The sequence below is a fragment of the Thermodesulfobium sp. 4217-1 genome, from assembly GCF_039822205.1.
In the GTDB taxonomy this organism is placed as follows: Bacteria; Thermodesulfobiota; Thermodesulfobiia; order Thermodesulfobiales; family Thermodesulfobiaceae; genus Thermodesulfobium.
Window position 1 is genome coordinate 53,984 of sequence record NZ_JBAGBW010000002.1, and the last position, 24,268, is coordinate 78,251.

The following is a 24,268-nucleotide window of genomic DNA, read 5'->3' on the forward strand; positions in this document are numbered from 1 at the left end:
CGGTGAAATAACATGGCTGCTGATCCAGCAATTAAGGTTAAAGTTTGCGATTATTTGAAATCTGTAAAACAGGCTAAAAATAGGCAAATTGCTGAAAAAATCGGAGAAGACAAAAAAGCAGTTGATGGGGCTATTGCAGAGCTTGCTAATGAAGGGGTTGTAGAGTATATCTACGTTACTACTTCATTTGTAGTTCTAAAAGAAGAATTTCACAATAACCCAGATTGGCACTATACTCCTAGCTAATTAAAGTCTAATTCAAATACCTCCCTCGTGTTTTGAGGGAGGTATTTATTTATTTATTTAAATTTGATAAAATATAATCTGTTGAATATATTTGGAGGAGGTAATATTAATGGTTTATGTTGTAAAAGTAGATCAGGACACTTGCAATGGCGATGCTGCATGCGCAGATAATTGCCCAAATCAGGTTTTCGACATGGTAAATGGCAAGTCTCAACCAACAAGGGCAGACGATTGTGTTGGTTGCATGACCTGCGTATCAGTTTGTCCAACTGGTGCTGTTACTGTAACTGAGCTTTAATCATATTAATTTCGCGCAGCTATTTTAGGATGGTTGCGCGCTTTTTTTTGTAATTTATCAGATATAATAAACTGAGTAGTTATACATATTTGACATAATACTAAAAAATATATTTAATATAAAAACGGATTGTTTGCAAAAATTTAAATTTCTGTTATAATTTTTTTGCTGATGGAGAGATGGCCGAGAGGTCGAAGGCGCTCCCCTGCTAAGGGAGTAAGCGGCTAAAACTGCTTCGAGGGTTCGAATCCCTCTCTCTCCGCCATATTTTTTAAGGAGGAATAAATCGTGGTTTATGTTTTGAACATTAAGGGCAAGGAGTTTTTGGTAGCTCCAGGCGATAAGATAAAAGTTCCTTTTATGGATGGCGCTAACAGTGGAGATAAGTTCATAGTTGAAAACGCTTTGGTTTTTGGCGAAGAATCTGAAATCAAAACTTCAAGTGTCGAAACTACTGTTGAAGGCAGCGGCAAAGAGAAGACCGTTATAACCTTCAAATATAGGCCAAAGAAGGGCTATAGGAACAAAAAGGGTCACAGACAGCAATTTACACTTTTGAGAGTTTCTGAGGCATAAATTATAAAAAAGTATTCAAAGAGAGGTGATTTAGATGGCATCTAAAAAAGGTGGCGGCAGTTCAAGGAACGGAAGAGATAGCAATCCTCAATATCTGGGCGTAAAAGTATATGGTGGTGAGGCTATAAATGCTGGAGGTATTATCTTGAGACAGCATGGCACGAAGATACGACCTGGCAGCAATGTAGGACTTGGAAGAGACTATACAATCTATGCAAAGATTGATGGTAAGGTTAGTTTTACTAAAAAGGCTGGCAGGGTAGTAGTAGAAGTTTTCCCTAATTAATTTATTATGGGGTTTAAATCATATATTTTTCCTGATACAGCAAGAGTTAAGTTTTTGGGGGGGCATGGCGGAAAAGGATGTGTGAGTTTTAGAAAAGAAAAGTATGTCCCAAAAGGCGGTCCTGATGGTGGAGATGGCGGAAAGGGCGCAGATATATATCTGGTAGCTACTAGGGAGCTTAGCGATCTGGCATTTTTCAAACCCAATCAGGAATTCAAGGCGAAAAACGGCGAGCCTGGAACTTCCAAAAAAATGCATGGCTGTGATGCAGATGATTTGTTCATCAAAGTGCCAGTCGGAACAATAGTTACCGATCTGAACACAAATGAAACTATATGCGACCTTGATTATGAAGGAAGAGTTTTTCTGATAGTTAAGGGCGGAAGAGGTGGCCTGGGCAATTCAAATTTTGCAACCTCAACCAATAGAGTTCCTCATTATGCCCAAGAGGGAGAACCTGGTGAAGCGAGAGACGTATTGTTAGAGATGAAAATTCTTGCAGACATTGGTCTTGTGGGTCTCCCCAATGCAGGCAAGTCTTCACTTCTAAACGCTCTTACTAATGCTAATGCAATAGTAGGCGATTATTCTTTTACTACGATTAAGCCAGTGCTTGGAGTTCTGTCTAATGATGAACAATCTGTTGTTTTGGCTGATATTCCTGGAATTATAGAAGGTGCAAGTCTAGGTAAGGGTTTGGGAAACATTTTTCTAAGGCATATTGACCGTTCAAATTATTTGATAATTGTTCTTGATTCTAGCCAGGATCCTATGTCAGATTATCATATTATTTTGAAAGAGCTTTTCCAATATAATGAAGAACTATTGAAAAGGAATAGAATGGTTTTGCTAAACAAATGTGATCTCATAGATAAAGAGACAGAAAATACTCTTATAGAATATTTCAAAGGATTGAACGAAAGAGTTTTTTCTTTGAGCACAAATGACGCTGAAAGTATTGATAATTTTAGGAATGTTATCCTAAAAACTTTTGCTGAACCTAAAATTTTTATTTAATTTTTTTATAAATTAAAAAATAAAATGTTCAATATTGATATATAATTAAAACATAAAACTTTTATAAGGTGTGAGAGCGATGCTGTCAAAGATAAGTTTCTTATGCGATGAATAGAAAAGTTGTTTTAAAAATAGGCACTTCTTCCCTGATTAAATCCAATTCTGTTAATGAAGAATTTGTAAATTTAATTGCTGATGGAATTGCTGAAAAGATGAAAAAAGGTTTGAAATTTGTATTGGTTTCTTCAGGGGCAATCGGACTTGGAAGATTTTATACCAATATTAGAAATCCAAAATCAATTCCTGAAAAGCAGGCTGCTGCTTCTGTGGGGCAGGTTTATTTGATGAATGCCTACAAGAGAGCTTTTGACAAAAATAATATTCAGTGTGCACAGCTTTTGTTTACGGCTGCTGACTTGTCCGATCGAGAGAGGTTTCTAAATATCCAAAATACCTTCAAGGTGCTTTTGAAGTCCAATATTGTTCCGATTATAAATGAAAACGATACTGTGGCCGTAGAAGAGATAAAGATTGGCGATAACGATACTCTTTCAGCAGTGGTATCTTTGCTGGTAAGAGCTGATGTCCTAACTCTTTTTACAGATGTCGAGGGTTTTTATCTGGATAAAAATAATCCGAAAACGATTCTAAAAAGTATTAAGAAAATAGACAGCGATCTCTTTAAGATTGCAGACCAACCTAATTCAAAATTGGGTACTGGCGGTATGTATACCAAGCTTAAGGCCGCTCAGATAGCTACCGATGCAGGTATTCCTGTTTATATCATCTCAAACAAGAAAATTAAAGAATTTTTTCAGGTTATCGATAGTGAAATCAATATGGGCACTTGTTTCGAGCCCTGTCAAAAGAGTTCACAGAAAATGTCCTGGATAAAGCATAATACGCGAACTAAGGGTAAGATCATAATAGATCAGGGGGCAAGGGATGCACTTTTGAAAAATAAAAGCCTTCTGCCATCTGGCATTGTAGATGTGTCGGGCAATTTCAAAAGAGCTGACGTTGTTGAAATTTCCGATCAATCTGGTAATATTGTAGCGAAAGGGTTAACGAATTATCCTTCTAATGAAATTCTAAGATTAAAGGGTTCTAATACTAAAAATATTTACAATATCTTGGGATATAAGTTTGGTGATGAAATAGTTCACAAAGATTATCTAATAATTATCTAAACCTTGAGTGGAGGTTCTATGGAGATTAAAGAATATGTTGAAAAATTATGTAAGGAAGCAAAGGAGTCGACTTATAATATTGCGTCATTAGATACAAATGTTAAAAATAACTTTATTAATCTTCTGTCAAAAAAATTGATCGATTATGAAAAGAATATCCTTGCTGCCAACGTCTCAGACATAGAAGCTGCCCGTCAAAATGGTATTTCTTCAAGTTTGATTGACAGAATGCTTTTGGACCACAAAAGAATTGTCCAGATGTCTGAGGGATGTAAAAAAGTGTCCATTCTCCCAGATCCAATTGGAAGCGTTTCCTTTGGGACTAAAAGGCCTAATGGGCTTGAAATTTATTGTAAAAGGGTACCACTGGGATGCATTGGGGTTATATACGAATCAAGACCAAATGTGACTATAGAGATTACGACGCTGGCAATTAAGTCTGGCAATGCTGTAATTCTCAAAGGTGGCAGTGAGGTAATTAATACAAACAAAGTTCTTGTAGGTTTGATAAAAGAGTCTTTAAATGAGGCGCAAATAGATGAGGCTGCAGTTCAATTTATAGATACTCCTGATAGAAGTGCTGTTGATGTTCTGTTGAAACAAAGAGGGTTGATAGATGTCGTTATTCCAAGGGGTTCAGAGGGATTAATAAAGCATGTCGTAGAGAATTCTTTTGTGCCAGTGATTGAAACTGGAATAGGTAACTGTCATCTATATATCGATGAATCGGCAAACATTGATATGGCGTTAAAGATAGCAATAAATGCGAAAACCCAAAGGCCATCAGTCTGCAACTCAATTGAAAAGGTATTAGTTCATAAAAATATCGCTTCAAACATAATTGTTCCTCTTGTTATGGAATTTAGAAAAAAGGACGTACAGATAAGAGGTTGTCAGCAGACTCTTAAATATGTTAAAGACGCTATTCCTGCAACTGAGGAAGATTGGTACAAAGAATATCATGATCTAATTGTTGCAATCAAAGTAGTAAAGGATCTAAGAGATGCAGTCAGTCATATTAATAAATATGGTTCAAAACATTCTGAAGCTATAGTTTCAGAAAACTATTCGAGCGTAAAAAGGTTTCTTAGGGATGTAGATGCCAGTGCTGTTTATGCTAACGCATCGACAAGGTTTACAGATGGTGGCGAGTTTGGTTTTGGAGCAGAAGTGGGCATAAGTACACAAAAGCTTCATGTAAGAGGGCCGATGGGTCTGGATGCCTTGACTACTATGAAATATATAATTTTTGGGAATGGTCAAATTCGAACATAAAATAGCTATCCTTGGAGGCACCTTTGATCCTGTTCATATTGGTCATTTAAAATTAGCTCAAGCTTCGCTTAATTTACTTGATCCTGATCTTTTTCTTTGGATTCCTGCAAAGAGATCGCCTTTAAAAAGCAATCTCTATGCAAGTGACTATCATAGATGGTGTATGCTCTATGAGTGCACAAAGGATGAGAAAAGATTTACTTTAAGCGATTTGGAAATTGCGGGGGAGGAGCCTTCTTATACCTTTTTAACCTTAATAAAGATAAGAGATATGTATCCTGATTCAAATTTATATTTTGTTATGGGCTTAGATACTGCGCTATCCTTGCCAAGTTGGTACAGGATTAATGATATTTTAGAAATATGTAAGTTCGCCGTATTTGAAAGAAATACAGATATTGGCGATTCAATTGAGTCATTGCCAAGAGAAATCCTTGAGAATATAGAATTTTTTAAAGTTGATATACCTGATACTTCATCGAATCTAATTAGAAGAAAGATTTCGTCGAATGAAGATTTGTCTGAGCTTCTCGATCCTTCTACTATTGAATATATTAGTAGGTTCAATTTATATAAATAATAAAAATATAATGTCATAAATTGAGGTCATTGTGGACTATATAAAAATTAGAGGAGCAAAGGAAAACAACTTAAAGGATGTTAATATTGACATCCCAAGAAATAAATTTATTATTTTTACTGGCGTGTCTGGTTCTGGCAAATCATCTCTGGCTTTTGATACGCTTTATGCTGAGGGTCAGAGAAGATATGCAGAATCATTGTCGGTCTATGCAAGACAGTTTTTAGGCCAGTTGAAGAAGCCACAGGTCGAATCTATCGAGGGACTTTCTCCTGCCGTCTCTATAGATCAAAGAGGGATGTCTCACAATCCTCGCTCGACTGTTGGCACTCTTACTGAGATATACGACTACTTTAGATTGCTTTATGCAAGAATTGGAGTAGCGTATTGTCCAAAGTGCAAAATCCCAATAAAAGCTACCTCCCTGGACGAAATAGTCAGCGATTTATTTAGAAGATACCCAAATGAGTTAATAATGATAACTGCAGTGCTGATTGAGGGAAGGAAGGGTGAATTTAAGGATTTAATAAACAGATATAGAAAACAGGGCTTTTTGAAGATGATTATAGATTCAAAGACTTATGACATCTCAGAAGAAGATATAATTTTGGAAAAAAATAAAAAACATACAATAATTTTGGTTGTGGATGAAATCACTCTTAGCAGTGACAAAGTTAAAAGATTGAGCGAAGCTTTAAGGCTGGCCCTTGAAGCGGGCAATGGTGTAATCAGAGTTCAGAGAAAGAATGGACAGTTTGATCTTTATAGCGAAAAGCTCTCCTGTCCAAAGTGTGGTTTTAGTCTTGTAGAACTGAGTCCAAGACTTTTTTCTTTCAATAGCCCATATGGTGCATGTCCTGTGTGCCATGGATTAGGATTTGTCGAGGAGTTAGATCCTGAAAAGATTTTCGATATGGAGCTTTCCCTGAGAAATGGCGCGGCAAGGATATATAGAGGTAGGTATAACCAATACTATATATACAGCTTATTGAACTTCGCCAGATCAAGAGGGATAAGTATTGATAAGCCTGTTAAGAAACTTAGCCCCGAAGAGATAGATCTGCTTTTGTATGGTGATAGGGCAGAGTCTGATGCCGAGCCCTCATTTGAGGGGATAAATAAATATATTGAAAGAAAGCGCTCAGAGTCTTCTAATGAGTCATGGGATGAATTTAAAGATTTTCTGGTTATGAAAACGTGTAGCGCATGTAATGGCACAAGATTGAGAAAAGAGGCTCTTAGCGTATATATAAACGAAATGAATATTGCTGATTTATTGTCTCTTGTTCCAAAAAAGATTCTAAAATTTGTCGAAGATTATGAAAGCAATATTTATAAATATGAAACACATGCAAGCGAAAAGGAAGAGATTTCGAAGCCCATTTTCAAGGAGATAAAAAAAAGACTTCAATACCTTCTGGACCTTGGACTTGACTATTTAACGCTGGATAGGGCTACAATGACTCTGTCTGGTGGTGAGGTCCAAAGGTTGAGACTTGCTACTCAGATAGGCTCTGGCTTGGTAGGGGTGCTCTATGTGCTTGATGAGCCAAGCATCGGCTTGCATCCGAGGGATATATCAAGGTTGGTGGACAGTCTAAAGAATCTTGCTCTCATAGGCAATACTGTGGTGGTCGTAGAACACGATAGAGAAACAATTGAGGCTGCAGATTTTATAGTAGATATGGGTCCTGCTGCAGGAGAAAAAGGCGGAGAAGTAGTGTATTCTGGAGATCTAAAAGGTCTCTATAAATCAGACACTTTAACTGGCAAATATCTTTCTGGAAAGCTTAAAATTATAGAAAATACTGTTAGGAGAAAATCAGACAGTTTCTTGAAAATATCTGGCGCAAATCAATTTAACCTAAAAAATATTGATATAAATTTGCCCTTTAAGGTATTTTGCACCATAACTGGCGTTTCTGGTTCAGGAAAAAGCACATTGTTGTATGAAATATTATATAAGGGTATAAGAAAAGAAAAGGGCTTTAGAGAGATGCCAGGGCAGTATAAATCGATCGATGGCGTTGAAAAAGTTGACAGAGTCCTCTTGATGGATCAATCGCCTATTGGAAGAACCCCAAGGTCTAATCCTGCTACCTATACTGGTGTGTTGGATGATATAAGAGATTTGTTCGCTGCCTTGCCCGAGTCAAAAAGATTGGGTTTCAAGCCCGGTCACTTTAGTTTCAATGTAAAGGGCGGAAGGTGTGAATCTTGTAGGGGAGAAGGTTTCAAGAAAATTCAAATGTTATTTTTGCCTGATGTATATGTTCCATGTGATGTTTGTAATGGTACAAGATTTCAAAAAGATACGCTCAGAGTAGAGTTCAAGGGGAAAAACATATCTGACGTGTTAAATATGAGCGTAGAAGAGGCAAGAGATTTCTTTTCTGCTCAGCCGTCAATATCGAGAAAGTTGTCTGTTTTGGGCGATATTGGTCTGGGATATATAAGACTTGGTCAGAGCGCAACCACTCTGTCTGGCGGTGAGTCCCAAAGATTGAAGCTTGCGTATGAGCTGACAAAAAAATTCAGAGGCAATACGTTGTACTTACTTGATGAGCCAACCACAGGACTTCACTTCGATGACATAAAGAAATTGGTTAACGTCTTGCAGAGATTGGTAGACAGAGGAGATTCTGTCATTGTAGTCGAGCATAATCTTGATGTGGTGTACGCCTCCGATATGGTTATTGATCTGGGTCCTGACGGAGGAGACAAAGGAGGTCAGATAGTCGCTTTTGGGCCTCCTGAAGAAATAATGAAGGCAAAGGATTCTTTTACTGGTCAATATCTAAGAGAGTGGTTTGATAGGTCTTGACGGGATTTACGCATCTGGTAGGCGGAATCGGTACTGTAATAGCTATATATGTCAATCACCCTGAATGGGTAAAGAGCTATAATGAAATTGGGGTTTTTTGCGGCAGCTCTCTGGGCTCGCTATTGCCAGATATTGATATAACAACTTCAAAGATATCAAGTTTGGTAAAAAATCCTTTTTTTGGAATTTTTTTCTCCCATAGGGGCTTTTGGCATTCTTTATCTGCAATAATAATTGTGGACTTATTGATAACTTTTTTGTTAAGATTTCTTATGAATATAGACTTTAATTTTTTTGTAAGCTTTATAACTTTTTTTACTTTATGTTATGCTCTTCATATACTTTTTGATATGATAGGTAATAAAGGTGTCAAGCTTTTCTATCCTTTTAGCAAGAGAAGCTTTTCATTTCCTTTAACAGGATGGTTCAAGAGCAAGACTCCTTTGGAGTTTTTGATTCTTTTGATATATTTATTAATTGTTTTTGAAGGGTTGAGGTGATACATTGTTAGAAAAATTTTTTAATGTGAAGAAAAGAGATATACCTGGAGGCCTTTGGACAAAGTGTCCAAATTGTAATAATGCAATATATACGCGTGAATTAAACGATAACCTTAAGGTTTGTCATCATTGCAATTATCATTTTAGGTTGACAGTGCAAGAGAGAATAGATATTACATTTGACATTTTTAACGAAATGTTTTCTGGGATTTTGCCCGTTGACAGTCTCAACTTTGTAGACACAATGCCTTATTCTGACAGGCTTAAGGAAGCAAACTCTAAAACGGGAAAGGAAGAGGCTATTTTAGTAGGAGTTGGGACTATAGCTGATAAACAGATTGCTGCTGGAATAATAGATTTTGACTTTGTAGGCGGCAGTATGGGTTCGGTGGTTGGAGAGAAGATTTTTAGAATTACCAATTACGCCAGAGAAAACAAATTGCCGCTTATTTTGTTTAGTTCATCTGGCGGTGCAAGAATGCAAGAGGGCATGCTTTCTCTTATGCAGATGGCAAAGACCTCAATGGTTGTGGGAAAATATAAGGAGATGGGCGGATTGTATATCTCTGTATTACTTCATCCGACCACAGGGGGCGTTTCTGCAAGCTTCGCAACACTTGGCGACATAATTGTTGCTGAGCCTGGAGCTCTGATAGGGTTTGCTGGTCCGCGAGTTATAGAGCAGACAATAAGACAAAAGCTGCCTCAAGGGTTTCAAAGATCAGAATATTTATTAGAACACGGGATGATCGATTCTGTGGTTGAAAGAAAGGCGCTTAAAGAAACGTTGAAAAAGTTGGTGACTTGGCATGGCTATTGATAAAAAAGAACAATATATTGATTTTGAAAAACCAATAGTAGAACTTTATAACAAGATTGAAGAACTTAAAAGAGCTTCAGCCGAAACGGGAGAGGATATGAATGGGGAGATAGAGGCTCTTCAGCAAAGAGTTGAAAATCTATATAGGGTTACAATGAAGGATCTTACGCCCTATCAAAGGCTTCAGATAGCAAGGCACCCAAAGAGACCCACTACTATGGATTTGATATCAGGGGTTTTTGAGGATTGGTTTGAGATGAAGGGTGACAGGCTTTATAGGGATGATCCTGCAATCATAGGTGGAATAGCTAAACTTTCAGGCGTCAGTGTGGTTGTGTTAGGGCACCAGAAGGGTAACGATACAAAGAGCAATGTATACAGGAACTTTGGTATGCCTTACCCAGAGGGATATAGAAAGGCTATGAGGTTAATGAGACATGCACAAAAATTTAATTTGCCTCTGATTACCTTTATAGATACGCCAGGTGCATATCCTGGTATTGAGGCCGAAGAGAGGGGACAGTCCAATGCGATTGCTGAGTCTATATGTCTAATGAGCTCATTATCGACTCCTTCATTGGCAATTGTTATTGGAGAAGGAGGTTCTGGCGGAGCTCTTGCGATTTCTGTAGCTGACAGGATTGCAATGTTTGAGAACTCTGTCTATTCTGTAATCTCTCCTGAGGGGTGTGCGTCTATACTATTTCGAGATGCAAAATTTGCAAACGAAGCTGCGTGCGCACTTAAGATGACATCTTATGATCTGTTGGGCCTTGGTATAATCGATGAGATTATCGAGGAACCGCTTGGCGGAGCCCATAGGGATATGGATCTTACAATTCTAAAAGTAAAAGAGTGTATACAGAGAAATATCAAAAATTTAACTAGTCTTAGCGAAGAGGAAAGAAAGATCGCTAAATGGAAAAAATATGCTAGTATGGGAAAATATTCTACAAAATAGTTAATTTAAGTTTAATTTTAAGAATATGGGGTAGTTAGCTCTTTATTTTTTAATATCCAGATTATGGAAAAGGTTAGAAAGGTGAGCCAGATAACTTCTGCAATGAAGTATTCTGGCATTTGTGGCCTTCCTAAAGAAGCAGCTCTTAGGCCGTTCGAACAGGGAGTGATGGGGAGAAGATTTATGATCTGGCTTATAGGATAAGGCAAGAGGCTGGTATTGAAAAATGTGCCTCCCAGAAATGCCATTGGCGTAATAAAAAATGAATTAAGTCGATTCATTGTTTCATGGGAGGTGGCTATAAGTCCTGCTACAACTCCAAGCGATGAAAAGATAAGCAGACAAAAGATTAAGTGAACTATAAATACGACATTCCACAAAAATGGGTTCGCACCATAGAAGAAAGAGACAAATATGAGCGAGGTGCAAGCTAGTACTCCTCTAATCAAGCCCGTGGTTATCTTTGCAATAGCGATGCTTGAAGTTCTTATCGGGGCTATTAATAGCTCTTCAAAGGTTTTGGTATATATCCTTGAGATTGTTATAGATGGGCCAGAGCCATTAAACGCAGATGTCATTGCTGTGAGTGAGAGGATGCCCGGGAGAACGAAGTTTAGATATGAGCCTTCTGGTATATGAATTTGCGAGCCCAAACCCCAGCCAAAAGCTGTAAGATATAAAATTGGTCCCATAAGATTGGAACCAATAAGAATTATAAGCCTTCTTTTCAATACTATTAAGTCTCTCAATACTATGGGAAACACTTCTCTAAAGAGTTGCAAGATTGTTTACCTCCGTTTCCAGTCATCGTGATAAAAACATCTTCAAGGTTTGTTTCTCTAATTAGTATAGATTCTAAATAGCTAAGATTTGCACTAAATGTTTTTGCCTCTTTGTTCGAATTGAAAAATTTATAAATTGTTTTGCCGTGTTCTTGATATTCCAAAGTTATCTTTCCCAATTTGCTTATCAGAGAATATGGCGTTTCTTCAATTATTTTTTTGCCCTTGTCGATTATTAGAACGAGATCTGATAACATTTGGGCTTCTTCAATATAGTGCGTGGTTAGAATAATAGTCTTGCCCGAAGATCTGAGCTGTTTTATGCTATCCCAAATAGATCTCCTACTAATAGTATCGAGCCCGACAGTTGGTTCATCTAAAAATAAAATTTTTGGGTTGTGCAAGAGGGCCCTGATAATAGTGAGTTTTCTTCTTTCGCCTCCAGAGAGTTTGTTTGCGAACCTATTTTTCTTATCTATCATATCTGTTGCTGTCAAGAGCTGGGTAGCTCTTTCCTCAAATATAGATTTTTTCATCCTGTGTAGCATTGCGTGGATTAAAAGATTCTCCCATACTGTAAGTTCTGAATCAACGTTTGTGTGCTGTTGGACTACGCCAATGATATTTTTTATCTCTTGTGGTTTCTTGTCTAAGTCCATATCAAAGAAGTATATTTTTCCTCGATCCTTTTTTAAAAGGGTGTTTAATATCCTTATGGTTGTGGTTTTACCAGCACCGTTTGGTCCTAGGAGGCAGAAAACCTGTCCCTCTTCGACTTCAAATGATAAGTTGTCTACAGCAATTGCACCTGAATTTGATCCGTATGACTTTGTTAATTCTATGACCCTTATGGCTTTCACAATTTCCCCTTAAAGAAGTCAGCCAAAGAACTTGTGTTGTATATTATCAAGGCTCTGAATGATTTTTTTGCCAATATTCATAAAGCGATTTAGAGATAGCAGTTAGCGGGATAGCTAAAAGCATCCCCGGAATAGAACCGAGTGCTGCTGCGATTGTTAAGACAATTATTACAAGAGAAGGAGGCACGTCTATACTTTTGCTCATTATGTTCGGCGCTATTATTACTCCCTCCAACTGATGGAGTATTATATAAAATATAAACACTCCGAAAGCTTTTATGGGTGAAATTGCAATAGAAATTATAAGGGCTGGAACTGCCGCAAGCATTGGTCCAAGATATGGGATGAACTCTAATATGGCTGCTAAAACTCCGAGGAGGAGAAAGTATTCAATTCCTAAGAAAAACAATCCAAGTCCTGTCAAGACGCCAATAGTAATAGATAATATTAACTGTCCTTTTACGTAAGCCCTGATTCCGTGAGTAAGGCAAGAGCCTATTTCTGTTATTAGAACTTTTTTACTTTTGGGAAATATCTCTAAAATACCATTTGTAAGAACTGGCAGGTCCTTCATAAAAAAAAGAGTTAAAATTGGAAATATCAGCCATGAGATAGCCTTATTTATCAAATCAAAAGTTGATGCGCCTAACACGTTTAATAAATTGCCCAGCCATTCCTGAAAGTGTTCGTGCAGCTTTTGGATAATTAAATTTAACCATATATAGTGTCCTGGGTTTATTTGCAAATTTTTTAGAAAGTTTTGAAAAAATTCATCAAAGTTTTTAAGATATTTTGGAAATGAAATGACCAACTTTTGCGTTTCGAAATTTAAAATGGGGGCAATAAGCAAGTATATTATAACCATAATCAGTATTACTGAAAAAAATACTATTAACGATCCAAAAAATCTTGGCACCCTCTTTTTCTCAAGCAGATCTACGGGCGGTGATAATACTATGGCGAATATAAGGGCAAGCAACACCTGGATAATAAAGTCTTTAAATACAAATAAGAAAATGGTGAGGGCTATTAATATATAGATTGGCAAAAAATTTAGGAAAGATTTACTCATAACAGCGATCTTTTAATATTTCAACATTTATAGTCTTTAGATTTTTATAATATTTATTTGTTGTTTTCAAATACAAGTTTGTTAACTCTTTCTATATCGGATTTTGATCCAATTATGATTATTTTATCAGACTCTTTCAAGGTAAACTCTTCGTTGTGAGGACATTTGTTATATTTTTCGATACAAAAAGTTAAAGGTATTAATGATGGCACATCTAAAAATAATCTTAACTCTTCCCATGAAGCAAAGGTTTTACCATCAAGCATAGAGTTTGGCTTAACAGCTAACTCTTCCATAAATATATCAATGTTTTCATCTCTCAAAATATCAAGAAATTCAACGACTCCAGGGTTTAAGATAAAGTTTACTATTCTTCTTGCACCAAAAGTATGAGGGGATATGACTTCATCCGCTCCAGCAAGGTGCAGCTTCGATATCCATTCTGCATTGCTGGCTCTGCTGATAACCGATATTTTTGGATTTAATTTTTTCGCAGAAAGGCTTATAAATCCATTGTCTGATTCTGACGAAGTAACGGCTATTATTGATTTTGCTTCCTTAACTTCTGCTTTCATCAGTATTTCGTCATTTGTAGCATTTCCCTCAATGGTGAGAAATCCATCTTTCTTTGCAAGTTCACAAGCTTGCGAGTTGCTCTCTATTACAACTATATCTTTTTTGTTCTTTCTCAACTCTTTTGCAACTACAGAACCCATTCTGCCAAAGCCACATACTATGATGTGCCCTTTTAAACTTTTTAATTTATTCTCCATTTTTATAGTCTCCCTCTCTTCGGGATATGTTCCAATTAAATAATCTATTATTCGAGAAATTGCAAAAGCAAATATTCCAAAGCTTGATAGTATTAACATTATGCTAAATAACATGCCCACATTGTCAAGAGGCCTTACCTCTTCGTAGCCAACCGTAGTTATGGTTATTACGGTCATAAAAAGAGCTTGTATGGGATCGTAGTGCTCCAAAAACATATAACCGAATGTTCCAAATAGCAAAATAAAAAATACGAGAGAAATTTCGCGTTTAATATGACCTAAAATTAATTTAATCATTGTTTAAAGTTAAGCATTTCAATTTTAGTGAAAAGCAAAATATAAAACAATTTTCATTTAGAAATGCTGCGAAGGGCATAATAAAATATATCGCTTTATCATAATTACTTCCGTATGTTTTTAGCATATATTTTTGTTTCTACCCTTCACAGCAAGATTGATTTAATTGTCTAAGAGAGTAGCCTTAAAGGCTTCTTGAACTTCTTTGATATATATTATTTCAAGGCTTTTCAGTACATTTTTCGGTATATCTATAATATCTTTTTTATTTTTTTCTGGTATCAGCACTGTTTTTATGCCCGCTCTGTGTGCAGCAAGAAGCTTTTCCCTAACTCCTCCGATTGGCAGAACCTGACCTCTTAGAGTAATCTCACCTGTCATAGCGACGTTTTTGTTCGCTTTTTTCCCAGATAAAGCTGAAACCATTGAAGTGGCAATTGCTACTCCTGCAGAAGGACCATCCTTTGGAATGGCTCCTTCAGGCACGTGGATATGCATATCATTTTTGCTTAGAAGCTCGTCAGAAATATTTAATGAGTTTGCGTTTGACTTAATATAGCTTAGTGCTGCGTGAGCAGATTCCTTCATAACGTCACCCAACTGTCCAGTTAATGTCAGCTGCCCCTTGCCAGGATAGATTGAGGTCTCTATAAACAATATATCTCCGCCGCTGGGCGTCCATGCAAGGCCCGTTACAACGCCTACTCTATCTATTTCGTCTGCCATCCCATAGCTATATTGTGCTACTCCTAAATACTTTTCCAGGTTTCTAACTGTGAAGGTTAAGCTCGATGTTTTATCTGTCGCAATTAACTTTGCTGCTTTTCTGCACAAAGATGCAATATTTCTCTCTAAGTTCCTAACACCTGCTTCATGCGTGTATTCACGAATAATCTTTGTTATTACGTCCTTGTTAATCTTAACCTTTTCTTTGCTTAGACCATGAAATTTCAATTGTTTTGGTAAAAGATGCCTTAGGGCTATTTCTACCTTTTCGTCTTCTGTGTACCCTGGGATCTCTATAATTTCCATTCTATCCCTCAAAGGAGCTGGAATTGGATCCATCAGGTTTGCAGTGGTTATGAACATTACATTGGAGAGGTCAAAGGGCACTTCTAAATAGTGATCGGTGAATGAGTGGTTCTGTTCTGGATCTAATACCTCAAGCAGGGCACTGGTCGGATCACCTCTGAAATCTGTGCCGACTTTGTCTATTTCGTCCATCATAAACACAGGGTTATTCGTCTGTACCTGGGAGATGCTCTGGATGATTCTGCCAGGAAGAGCGCCAACATAAGTTTTTCTGTGGCCTCTTATTTCTGCTTCATCTCTCATCCCGCCAAGCGCTATTCTAATGAATTTTCTGTTTAACGCAGCAGCAATAGATTTGCCAAGAGAAGTTTTGCCTACTCCTGGAGGACCGACAAAACAAAGAATAGGCCCTTTTAAGCTCTTTGTTAGCTTCCTTACAGCTAAAAACTCTATAATTCTTTCCTTTACCTTCTTAAGTCCGTAGTGTTCTTTTTCTAATATTTTCTCAGCCTTTAATATATCAAGGTTGTCTTTTGAATTTTTTGACCATGGAAGGTTTACAATCCAATCAAGATAAGTTCTTATTACAGGAACTTCCGCCGAGGAGGATGGCATTTTCTCAAGCCTGGAAATCTCTTTGTATATCTTTTTCTCCACATCTGGCGGCATCTTCGCTTCTTGAATCTTGTTTTTCAGGTCGTCCAATTCTATTTGCTTTTCTTCTGCTTCGCCAAGCTCTTTTTGGATTGCTTTAATTTGCTCCCTAAGATAAAACTCTTTTTGATGCTTTTCCATTTCTTGATTTATCTGATTTTTTATTCTTGATTCTACCTCTAAAATAGATATTTCTTTTTGAACATAATTTAGCAATCTATTTAATTTCTCTTTTAAATCTGTGGTCTCGAGTATGAGCTGTCTTTCTTCAGTATTGTTTATCAAGTGTGTAGCTACATATTCTGACAATCTTGAGGGTTCGGTGATATTATAAATAGCCACTACAGCATCAGATGGAATATTTTTTCCCAATTTTGTAGCTTCTTCGAACTTGTTTACAAGAATTCTTACCATTGCTTCAATTTCTGGATCCTTTGTTTCTTCTTCTTTAATTTTTTCAAATTCGACAATGAAAAATGGATCCGTCTGTTTGTATGACAAGATCTTGGCTCTATCAGTCCCTTGTACAACTATACGCGCGTGACCGTCCGGCAACTTTAATATTTGTAATACATTTGCTATAACGCCTATCTGGTATAGCCCATCGATATCAGCCTCTTCATCTGGCTTCTTTTGCGATACAACTATAATATGTTTTTCGTACTTGAGCATTGCCTCTTCTAAGGCCTTAAGCGATTTATCTCTGCCTATGAAAAGAGGCACTACCATATGAGGGAAAATCACAGTATCCTTTAATGGTATAAGGGGCAATTCATTTGAAAGCTGTTCTTTTGTTTCATCTATATTTTCATTTATATTTTCATTTATGTCTTTATCCATATTGATTCCTCTCTTTCGATTTATATTCGCTAATGTATCTCTAAAGATTATATAACAATTTCTTAATTAATCTAAAACTTTATCGAATGTATAATCGGACTAAATGTTCCCCAGACGATTATATCCACAAAAGATACGGTTATGCTTATAAAAAAAGATTTAAATGTGGAACAGTTGGTAATATCTCTAATGCCTAAAGCCAGAGTAAAAATCAAATAAATTTTTAAAATTTCCCAACTGTAAGGTATGAAGCTTAAGAATAGCGGTGCGCTTGTGATAGAGATCAATCTTAAAAATAAATCGTTTGGAAAAGACACCTTTACCAGCGTATGAGTCAAAAACTTCAATACTATAATTTTAGCAAATATTATTGCTGCCTCTGTGAGGCTTAGCAACAATGCAATTAACAAAAGATTTAATGAGATGCCCAGAGAGAAGACGTATCCTATTAGAAAATTAAATACATACAATAATATGTACAAAAATGCTCTTTCGTTATTTTCCTTGTTAAAGACAAACTTTTTATAAGTGTTTTTTACTATAAGGGTTGCATATAGTATAGTTTTTAAAAATTTAAATTTATTCAAATATTTAATATATTTTTTTTCCTGCTTCTTTCCCCAATCTGAAAGAAGTATTTGAAAACTCCATATAGGACCTCCAATTGGAGCTGAAAGCCTAAAGTCATCGTTTTCTATCTTGTTATCTGAGAACTCTGTTTTTTTCGGTTCATTTAACAGTGGGTTTCTGCAATTTCTGCAGAAAATTGCATCGGCAAAGTTAACAGTATTGCACTTTTTACAGATTATTCTTCTCAATATCGTAAATCCTTTCGATTATGGTATAATAACGATTATTATTTTTATATTTTGGAGGCAAACTTGAAAATTTTTCATTGTATGTGTGGTTATGAATACGATCCAAATCTTGGCGATCTTGAAAACGGTATTCCTCCTGGTACCTCATTTGAAGACTTGCCTCAAGATTGGAAATGTCCATGGTGCGATGCAGCAAAAGATACATTTATAGAGGGTAAAAACGAAGATGATTACCAGGGCAGAATTTAAATATCTAAAATCTTTTCTATAAGTTTTACATCGAAAAGCCAATTTAATGTGCCTGATTGGGGGTTTTTGGGATCAGTTGTAATGCTCAAACATGAGCACTTCTTAAATGGGACAACTGATCCTGTGAGACTCTTTACCCAATCAGTAAGGGTTGGCTGATGTCCTACGCATATCAGTTTTACATTTTCATCCATATCCTTTAAGTCGTGTAGAAATTTTATGAAGTCACCTTCCCATAGGGAATCCATTTCTTTTATGTTTTCGCATTTTAGAGAGTCTGCAATTATTTTCGAGGTTTGCAATGCCCTTTGAGCTGGACTTGTCCAAATTTCAAAAATATCGCTATTAAAAATTTTTCTTAAACCCCTCGCAATCTTTTTTGTCTTCTTAATTCCTTTTTCAGTTAACTTTCTGTCAAAATCTTTTTGCTCAACGCCTATTGTTTCAGCATTGCTATGTCTTACAAATATTATCTCCACTATAGCCTCCAAAGTTTTAAAAGAAGAAATTAACTTATTCTAACACTTTATGGATTTAAGATGAAAAAGTTATTTGATTTACTCATTAACGTTAAATTAAATTTTAGTAAATACATTAATTTTAATGATTATTCTGAGTCTTTACTGAATGATATGTTTTGTGCTAAACTTTTCTAGCCGATTGTTCGGTAAATTCGCACGCCAACTTTTTTATTTTGGCGGAGGTAAACTAAGGAGGATTTAGTGTCAATAATTTCTATGAAACAGCTTTTGGAAGCGGGGGTACATTTTGGACACCAGACGCGTAGGTGGAATCCAAAAATGAAACCATACATCTTTACTGCGAGGAATGGCATCTACATCATCGACCTTCAAAAAACACTTCGTTGTTTTGAGGCTGCTTATGAATTCACCAGAAAGATTGCTTCCCAAAGAGGAGAGATTCTTTTCGTTGGAACCAAGAGGCAGGCGCAAGACGCTATCAAAGATGAGGCTATTAAGTGCGGTTCACCTTATGTGAACAGCAGATGGCTTGGAGGCACTCTTACAAACTTTGTCACCATTATGAGCAGAATTGCTAGGTTAAAAGAGTTAGAAGAGCTCCAATCAAGCGGCAGAATAGACTTGTACCCTATCAAAGAGTCTATGAAACTAAAAAAAGAACTCGTAAAATTACAGAGCAGCCTTGGAGGAATGAAAAATATTGATAGATTACCAGGTGCACTCTTTGTGGCAGACATAAAGAAAGATCAGATCGCTGTTTTAGAGGCAAGGAAGCTTGGCATTCCTGTTATAGGTATCGTAGACACCAATTGCGATCCTGATTTGGTAGATTGTATTATCCCGGCTAATGATGATGCAATTAGAGCGATAAAACTTATCGCTGGTAAAATTGCTGATGCAATTATAGAGTCTAAACAGGGACAGGACGCTATTGAGGCGGCTGAGAATAAAGAACCTCAAGAATTATCAGAGAATTCTGAAGAAGCAGTTTAGGCATTATATAAATTTAAACAAACTTAATTATAAGGAGTAGATATTAGTGGAAATAAAGAGTGAAACAGTAAAAGAATTGAGGGAAAGAACAGGCGCAGGAATTATGGACTGCAAAAAGGCTTTACAAGAGTGCTCTTGTGACATGGATAAGTCTATAAAGTATTTGCGCGAAAAGGGTCTTGCAAAGGCAGCCAAGAGAGCCGGAAAAGATGCAAAAGAGGGCATAATCGAGTCCTATATTCACCAAAACAAGAAAATCGGAGTGCTATTGGAGCTTAATTGTGAGACAGATTTTGTAGCAAGAACTGATGAATTTGTGAATTTAGCTCACGATATTGCACTTCAAATAGCAGCATCCAATCCTATTTATGTATCCAAAGAATACGTTTCGGAAGAAATATTGAATTCTGAAATGGAGATTCTTAAAAATCAGGCAAGGCTTGAAGGAAAGCCAGAAAATATGCTTGATAAAATTGTAGAAGGCAGAATTAAAAAATTTTACGAAGAGTCATGTCTCATGGAGCAGCCATTTGTGAAGGATCCTTCTGTAAAAGTTTCTGATTTAGTTAATCAAATGATTGCAAAAGTTGGAGAAAATATCGTAATTAGAAGATTTACTCGCTTTGCCTTGGGAGAGAACATATAAAAATAATTTTATCTGGAGGGGGATATGATCTCTAAAAGAGTATTGCTGAAATTGAGCGGAGAAGCCCTTATGGGGAAAAAGGGTTACGGCCTGGATCCTGAGGTCCTGTCTGATTTAGCTTCGCAGATTCATAATGTTTGTAGTGAAACAATTCAAATTGCTATAGTGGTGGGTGGGGGTAATATCTTTAGAGGCCTTTCAGGGGTAGCCTTAGGTATGGATAGGGCTACCGCAGATCATATGGGTATGCTGGCTACGGTAATCAATGCTCTTGCTCTTCAAGATGTACTTGAAAGAAGTGGCGTTCAAACCAGGGTCCAGACTGCTATAGAAATCAGAGAGGTGGCTGAACCATATATTAGGCGCAGAGCCATAAGACACCTTGAAAAGGGCAGGGTAGTAATATTTGCAGCTGGGACTGGAAGTCCATATTTTACTACTGATACGGCGGCTGCTCTCAGAGCGGCTGAGATTGGCGCAGAGGTTATTTTCAAGGCTACCTCTGTGGACGGAGTGTATGACTCAGATCCAAAACTAAATCCTGGAGCAGTGAAATACGATAAACTAAAGTATATGGACGTTCTCAGGGAAGGCCTTTCTGTAATGGACACCACTGCAATATCTATGTGTATGGACAACAAAATTCCAATTGTAGTTTTTAGCTTGCTTGAGTCTGGAAACATAGAGAGGGCTTTGAAAGGTGAAAAAGTGGGCACAATTGTTTCTTAGTTAGCGTTTTTTGTAATGAGTTTGAACGTATGTTAAGGAGGTGTGCTAATTGAGCTCAAAAGAAGTGGAACATTTAAAACAAAGGATGTCAAAGGCCTTAGAAAATCTTTCTAAGGAGTTTTCTTCTGTAAGGACAGGCAGGGCTTCACCCGCTCTTCTGGATCACATAAAAATTGATTATTATGGCACTACGGTTCCAATAAAGCAGCTGGCAAACGTGTCGCAGCAGGATGCAAGAACATTGCTCATAAGCGTCTATGACAAGAACGCTCTTCAGGCCGTTGACAAGTCAATTAGGTTGTCTGATTTGGGGCTTACACCTCAGGTGGATGGTATGGTTTTAAGGATTGTTATGCCCGCACTTACCCAGGACAGAAGGAAAGAGCTAGTAAAGGTAATAAAGAAGATGGCTGAAGAGTCAAAGGTGGCTGTTAGAAATATAAGACGCGATGAACTTGAAGTTCTTGAAAAAAAGGAAAAGAGCAAGGAAATATCTGAAGACGACCTAAAGAGGTTAAAAGTAGAATTTCAAAAGATAACTGACTCTTTTATGCAGGATATAGAAAAGCTTCTCTCCAATAAAGAAAAGGAGATAATGAACGATTGATTGATGACATTGTATCGAGTATAAAGTTTGACAGTTCTGGCCTGGTTCCTGCTATTGTTCAGGATTATTATACCCTTGACATTTTGATGATGGCATATATGAACAAGGAATCTCTAAAAAAGACTATTGAGACTAACGAAACCTGGTTTTATAGCAGATCCAGACAGTGTTTGTGGCATAAGGGTGAGACGAGCGGTCATATTCAAAAGGTAAAAGAAATTAGAGTTGATTGTGATCAGGACACCCTTCTTCTTTTTGTAGAGCAGATAGGGGGAATTGCCTGTCATACTGGAAACAGGAGCTGCTTTTATAGGAAGATAGACAAAGGAGAGTTGGTAGAAGAAAAGTCAAAATTTGCTGTATTGTCATATCTTTTTTCAATTTTTGAAGATAGAGACAAGAACCCAACACCAGATTCTTATGTGAGCAAGCTCCTTAAAAAGGGAAAGAGCAGAATACTCCAAAAAGTAGGCGAGGAGGCTGTGGAAACGGTCATTGCTGGGATGAGGGAAGATAAGGATGAATTTGTTTATGAAATAACTGACCTTTTTTTCCATATGGCACTCTCTCTTTATACATTTGGGCTAAGCTTTGATGATATTTTTGAAGAATTAAATAGAAGAAAGAAGGAAGAAAAAAATGGATAAATCGGATAACAACAGTATTGAGGAAAAGGTAGAAAACCTTTTGCTGCCTTTGGATACAAAGGCTATTTCTACCCTTGCAGATTATGTGGTGATAAAGGCGATGTCTGATGGGGTAATGATATCTGGTATGACAAGGGGAAAAGAGACAAAATTTCATCACTCTGAAAGAATCGACGCCGGTGAAGTGGTAATCGCACAATTCACCGACAATACTTCTGCAATGAAGATTAGGGGTAAAGCAAAAATACTAACAAAGTACGGCACAGTGTACTCTGGTATGGCTGACAAAGAATAAAAAGTATCTGACTATTTATCTGAATTTTTTTTCAGATATTTCTCTAAGGTAATTATTGCAGCAATGTAAGAAAACTCGCCCAGACCGCTTATCTGGCCAAGGCATACGGGTGCTATCACCGAAGTTTTCCTGAACTCCTCTCTTGCGTGAATGTTCGAAAGGTGTACTTCTAAAACGGGAATCTTAATTGAGGCGATAGCATCCCTTATTGCATAAGAATAGTGAGTGAAGGCACCAGGATTGATTATAAAAGCGTTATATGCGTCATAAGTTCTGTGGATTTTGTCTATGATGTCACCCTCATGGTTTGATTGAAAGAAGTCTATTTTTACATCCATTTCTCTTGCGAAATTTAATATTAACTCTTCTAAGCCGTGCAAGGTAAGATTGCCGTACGTATCTGGCTCTCTGGTTCCTAACATATTTAGATTTGGACCGTTTATAACGAGTACTTTTATCACTTTTTCCTCCTAAAATATTAACATTCTTGCTGCCAGGAACAAAAGTATGACTGAGAATATCATCTTAAGAAAATAAGTAGGCAGATATCCAACTATTGAGCTCGTGAAAATGCTGCCCAATGCTGCACCCAAACTTATCCAGAGCAAATCTTTCGTAAGGTTGCCTTTTTTGTAGTGGATGTAAGATGCCATCATTGATATGGGGACGGTGGCTGCTAAAGATATGCCTTGTGCTACATCTTCATGGAATGACAACAAATATACTAATATTGGAACCATTATTACTCCGCCGCCAATTCCGAAAAGACCAGCTATAACGCCAGTAATGATTCCTATCAGTAGATATAATAGCTTTGCAATGATTATACCCATGACATAATCATCCTGATAGCAACTATTACAAGTATAACCCCAAATCCCTTTTTAAGCTGTTTGTTTGGAATTTTGTACATTAGCTTTGCACCAATCTGAGCTCCTACAATGCCGCCTATACCTAAATATATGCTGTCACCTAAGTTGCCAAATTTGTTTAATCCGTAAATCGCAGCTCCGACTATTACAGCAGGCACTATGGCGCCTACTGATGTGGCATGAGCATCTTTTTGATTAAATTTCGCAATTGAAATCAATAGGGGAACAAATATTATGCCGCCGCCTATGCCAAGTAGACCTGATGCCATACCGCCGCACAAACCTATAAAGACTAATAAGAGTTTACGCTTATCCAAACTATATTACCTCCTTAAAATTATTTTAATATCATTCTCAGGGCAAAATAAAGCAGCACAAGAGAAAAAATTATTTTTAAAGCGCTTATTGGCATATATGGGATTATGCTGCTTGTAATAGATGCGCCTACTACTGCGCCCAATCCTATCCATATTGCGTCTTTTTTCAATCCTCCCTTCTTAAAGTGTACCCATGCTCCCATCAAGCTTATTGGTACTATTGCAGCCAGAGATATACCTTGTGCCATACCTTGGGGTATAGACATAAATAATACCATTGCAGGTATCATAATAAGCCCTCCTCCAACTCCCATCATTCCGCTAACTATTCCAGTAAAAAGTCCTACAACCAGAAACATTAAAATGCTCATTTAAGGTAATACCATCCTTATGCTCATAATGAAAAGAAATACGCCAAATGCCTTTCTTAATTTTTTATTTGAGAACCTATACATTGCTCTTGAGCCAATTTGGGCTCCGACAATACCGCCCAAAGCTAAGTAGGCACTGTCTGTAAAGCTATTTAATCCGTTGAGATTGTAAATCAAGGCACCTGCTAAGCCAGCAGGTATTATAGCTCCAAGCGACGTGGCATGAGCCTCTTTTTGCGAATAGGCAGCATAGGTGATTAAAAGGGGCACAAACACTAATCCTCCGCCAATCCCAAGGAGCCCAGAGGCCAATCCACCTACTACGCCAATTAAAATAAATTTCAATCTTTCTTTCACTT

31 protein-coding genes and 1 tRNA gene are annotated in these 24,268 nt (G+C 37.1%); 20 read left to right on the forward strand and 12 right to left on the reverse strand.

Features of this window, described 5'->3' with window-relative positions; translation table 11 throughout:
- The first annotated feature begins 12 nt into the window (after positions 1–12).
- From V4762_RS01355 to V4762_RS01415, 13 genes are all read left to right on the forward strand, one after another.
- Entirely contained in the window at positions 13–246 is a 234-nt protein-coding gene (locus V4762_RS01355) for a hypothetical protein (RefSeq protein WP_347313974.1), read from the forward strand.
- Positions 247–355: 109 nt separating this feature from the next.
- Positions 356–544 (forward strand): ATP-binding protein, encoded by a 189-nt coding sequence (locus V4762_RS01360; RefSeq protein ID WP_347313975.1) that lies wholly within the window; start codon positions 356–358, stop codon positions 542–544.
- 173 nt (positions 545–717) lie between these two features.
- Positions 718–809: transfer RNA gene (locus V4762_RS01365), tRNA-Ser, on the forward strand.
- 23 nt (positions 810–832) lie between these two features.
- On the forward strand, positions 833–1,120 hold the full coding sequence (gene rplU / locus V4762_RS01370) for a 50S ribosomal protein L21 (RefSeq protein ID WP_347313976.1): 288 nt from the start codon (positions 833–835) through the stop codon (positions 1,118–1,120).
- Between the two features lie 34 nt (positions 1,121–1,154).
- On the forward strand, positions 1,155–1,406 hold the full coding sequence (rpmA, locus tag V4762_RS01375) for a 50S ribosomal protein L27 (protein WP_347313977.1): 252 nt from the start codon (positions 1,155–1,157) through the stop codon (positions 1,404–1,406).
- A 6-nt stretch (positions 1,407–1,412) separates the two neighbouring features.
- Positions 1,413–2,423 carry a GTPase ObgE gene (gene obgE / locus V4762_RS01380; RefSeq protein WP_347313978.1) on the forward strand — a complete coding sequence of 337 codons (1,011 nt, stop codon included), beginning with the start codon at positions 1,413–1,415 and terminating at the stop codon, positions 2,421–2,423.
- 107 nt (positions 2,424–2,530) lie between these two features.
- The gene (gene proB / locus V4762_RS01385) at positions 2,531–3,613 is read left to right on the forward strand and encodes a glutamate 5-kinase (protein ID WP_347313979.1); all 1,083 of its coding nucleotides are present in this window, start codon (positions 2,531–2,533) and stop codon (positions 3,611–3,613) included.
- An 18-nt stretch (positions 3,614–3,631) separates the two neighbouring features.
- Positions 3,632–4,888, forward strand: a complete 1,257-nt coding sequence (locus V4762_RS01390; RefSeq protein WP_347313980.1) for a glutamate-5-semialdehyde dehydrogenase — start codon at positions 3,632–3,634, stop codon at positions 4,886–4,888.
- Entirely contained in the window at positions 4,869–5,468 is a 600-nt protein-coding gene (gene nadD, locus V4762_RS01395; RefSeq protein WP_347313981.1) for a nicotinate (nicotinamide) nucleotide adenylyltransferase, read from the forward strand. The genes V4762_RS01390 and nadD overlap by 20 nt, the downstream gene beginning before the upstream one ends.
- 31 nt (positions 5,469–5,499) lie before the next feature.
- Positions 5,500–8,292, forward strand: a complete 2,793-nt coding sequence (gene uvrA, locus V4762_RS01400) for an excinuclease ABC subunit UvrA (protein ID WP_347313982.1) — start codon at positions 5,500–5,502, stop codon at positions 8,290–8,292.
- Positions 8,289–8,792, forward strand: a complete 504-nt coding sequence (locus V4762_RS01405; protein WP_347313983.1) for a metal-dependent hydrolase — start codon at positions 8,289–8,291, stop codon at positions 8,790–8,792. Before uvrA ends, V4762_RS01405 begins: the two co-directional genes overlap by 4 nt.
- A gap of 4 nt (positions 8,793–8,796) precedes the next feature.
- Positions 8,797–9,612 carry an acetyl-CoA carboxylase, carboxyltransferase subunit beta gene (accD, locus tag V4762_RS01410; RefSeq protein ID WP_347313984.1) on the forward strand — a complete coding sequence of 272 codons (816 nt, stop codon included), beginning with the start codon at positions 8,797–8,799 and terminating at the stop codon, positions 9,610–9,612.
- Positions 9,602–10,573 carry an acetyl-CoA carboxylase carboxyltransferase subunit alpha gene (locus tag V4762_RS01415; RefSeq protein WP_347313985.1) on the forward strand — a complete coding sequence of 324 codons (972 nt, stop codon included), beginning with the start codon at positions 9,602–9,604 and terminating at the stop codon, positions 10,571–10,573. Before accD ends, V4762_RS01415 begins: the two co-directional genes overlap by 11 nt.
- A gap of 17 nt (positions 10,574–10,590) precedes the next feature.
- Here the strand turns inward: V4762_RS01415 and V4762_RS01420 are convergent, their stop codons facing one another.
- The 6 genes from V4762_RS01420 to V4762_RS01445 form a co-directional block, all read right to left on the reverse strand.
- Positions 10,591–11,355 carry an ABC transporter permease gene (locus V4762_RS01420; protein ID WP_347313986.1) on the reverse strand — a complete coding sequence of 255 codons (765 nt, stop codon included), beginning with the start codon at positions 11,353–11,355 and terminating at the stop codon, positions 10,591–10,593.
- Positions 11,325–12,215 carry an ABC transporter ATP-binding protein gene (locus tag V4762_RS01425; RefSeq protein WP_347313987.1) on the reverse strand — a complete coding sequence of 297 codons (891 nt, stop codon included), beginning with the start codon at positions 12,213–12,215 and terminating at the stop codon, positions 11,325–11,327. The genes V4762_RS01420 and V4762_RS01425 overlap by 31 nt, the downstream gene beginning before the upstream one ends.
- A gap of 46 nt (positions 12,216–12,261) precedes the next feature.
- Positions 12,262–13,287 carry an AI-2E family transporter gene (locus tag V4762_RS01430; protein WP_347313988.1) on the reverse strand — a complete coding sequence of 342 codons (1,026 nt, stop codon included), beginning with the start codon at positions 13,285–13,287 and terminating at the stop codon, positions 12,262–12,264.
- A gap of 53 nt (positions 13,288–13,340) precedes the next feature.
- Positions 13,341–14,357: a potassium channel family protein gene (locus V4762_RS01435; protein WP_347313989.1), complete on the reverse strand. Its 1,017-nt coding sequence runs from the start codon at positions 14,355–14,357 to the stop codon at positions 13,341–13,343.
- 162 nt (positions 14,358–14,519) lie between these two features.
- Positions 14,520–16,883 (reverse strand): endopeptidase La, encoded by a 2,364-nt coding sequence (gene lon / locus V4762_RS01440; RefSeq protein WP_347313990.1) that lies wholly within the window; start codon positions 16,881–16,883, stop codon positions 14,520–14,522.
- A gap of 71 nt (positions 16,884–16,954) precedes the next feature.
- Entirely contained in the window at positions 16,955–17,701 is a 747-nt protein-coding gene (locus V4762_RS01445) for a hypothetical protein (RefSeq protein ID WP_347313991.1), read from the reverse strand.
- A gap of 63 nt (positions 17,702–17,764) precedes the next feature.
- On the opposite strand from V4762_RS01445, the gene V4762_RS01450 reads away from it, so the two are divergent.
- A complete protein-coding gene (locus V4762_RS01450; protein WP_347313992.1) occupies positions 17,765–17,950 on the forward strand; it encodes a rubredoxin in 186 nt (61 codons plus the stop codon).
- Here the strand turns inward: V4762_RS01450 and V4762_RS01455 are convergent.
- A complete protein-coding gene (locus V4762_RS01455; RefSeq protein WP_347313993.1) occupies positions 17,947–18,429 on the reverse strand; it encodes a SixA phosphatase family protein in 483 nt (160 codons plus the stop codon). The two genes, V4762_RS01450 and V4762_RS01455, sit on opposite strands and share 4 nt — an antisense overlap.
- Before the next feature lie 243 nt (positions 18,430–18,672).
- Here V4762_RS01455 and rpsB point away from each other — a divergent pair, with 243 nt between their 5' ends.
- The 6 genes from rpsB (at position 18,673) to mtrB (ending at position 22,349) form a co-directional block, all read left to right on the forward strand.
- Entirely contained in the window at positions 18,673–19,425 is a 753-nt protein-coding gene (rpsB, locus tag V4762_RS01460) for a 30S ribosomal protein S2 (RefSeq protein ID WP_347313994.1), read from the forward strand.
- Positions 19,426–19,471: 46 nt separating this feature from the next.
- On the forward strand, positions 19,472–20,071 hold the full coding sequence (gene tsf / locus V4762_RS01465; RefSeq protein WP_347313995.1) for a translation elongation factor Ts: 600 nt from the start codon (positions 19,472–19,474) through the stop codon (positions 20,069–20,071).
- A 24-nt stretch (positions 20,072–20,095) separates the two neighbouring features.
- Positions 20,096–20,800, forward strand: coding sequence for a UMP kinase (gene pyrH / locus V4762_RS01470; RefSeq protein WP_347313996.1), 705 nt, complete (start codon positions 20,096–20,098; stop codon positions 20,798–20,800).
- A gap of 49 nt (positions 20,801–20,849) precedes the next feature.
- On the forward strand, positions 20,850–21,407 hold the full coding sequence (gene frr / locus V4762_RS01475; RefSeq protein ID WP_347313997.1) for a ribosome recycling factor: 558 nt from the start codon (positions 20,850–20,852) through the stop codon (positions 21,405–21,407).
- Positions 21,404–22,054 carry a bifunctional phosphoribosyl-AMP cyclohydrolase/phosphoribosyl-ATP diphosphatase HisIE gene (gene hisIE, locus V4762_RS01480; RefSeq protein ID WP_347313998.1) on the forward strand — a complete coding sequence of 217 codons (651 nt, stop codon included), beginning with the start codon at positions 21,404–21,406 and terminating at the stop codon, positions 22,052–22,054. Before frr ends, hisIE begins: the two co-directional genes overlap by 4 nt.
- A gap of 64 nt (positions 22,055–22,118) precedes the next feature.
- A complete protein-coding gene (mtrB, locus tag V4762_RS01485; RefSeq protein ID WP_347314076.1) occupies positions 22,119–22,349 on the forward strand; it encodes a trp RNA-binding attenuation protein MtrB in 231 nt (76 codons plus the stop codon).
- Positions 22,350–22,360: 11 nt separating this feature from the next.
- On the opposite strand, the gene aroQ is transcribed toward mtrB, so the two are convergent.
- From aroQ to V4762_RS01510, 5 genes are read right to left on the reverse strand one after another with little or no spacing between them, the layout of a single operon-like run.
- Entirely contained in the window at positions 22,361–22,810 is a 450-nt protein-coding gene (aroQ, locus tag V4762_RS01490; protein WP_347313999.1) for a type II 3-dehydroquinate dehydratase, read from the reverse strand.
- 9 nt (positions 22,811–22,819) lie between these two features.
- Positions 22,820–23,182: a sulfite exporter TauE/SafE family protein gene (locus V4762_RS01495; protein WP_347314000.1), complete on the reverse strand. Its 363-nt coding sequence runs from the start codon at positions 23,180–23,182 to the stop codon at positions 22,820–22,822.
- Positions 23,173–23,538, reverse strand: coding sequence for a sulfite exporter TauE/SafE family protein (locus V4762_RS01500; protein ID WP_347314001.1), 366 nt, complete (start codon positions 23,536–23,538; stop codon positions 23,173–23,175). The genes V4762_RS01495 and V4762_RS01500 overlap by 10 nt, the downstream gene beginning before the upstream one ends.
- 20 nt (positions 23,539–23,558) lie before the next feature.
- Positions 23,559–23,909 (reverse strand): sulfite exporter TauE/SafE family protein, encoded by a 351-nt coding sequence (locus tag V4762_RS01505; protein ID WP_347314002.1) that lies wholly within the window; start codon positions 23,907–23,909, stop codon positions 23,559–23,561.
- Entirely contained in the window at positions 23,910–24,266 is a 357-nt protein-coding gene (locus tag V4762_RS01510; RefSeq protein WP_347314003.1) for a sulfite exporter TauE/SafE family protein, read from the reverse strand.
- Between the last annotated feature and the right edge of the window lie 2 nt (positions 24,267–24,268).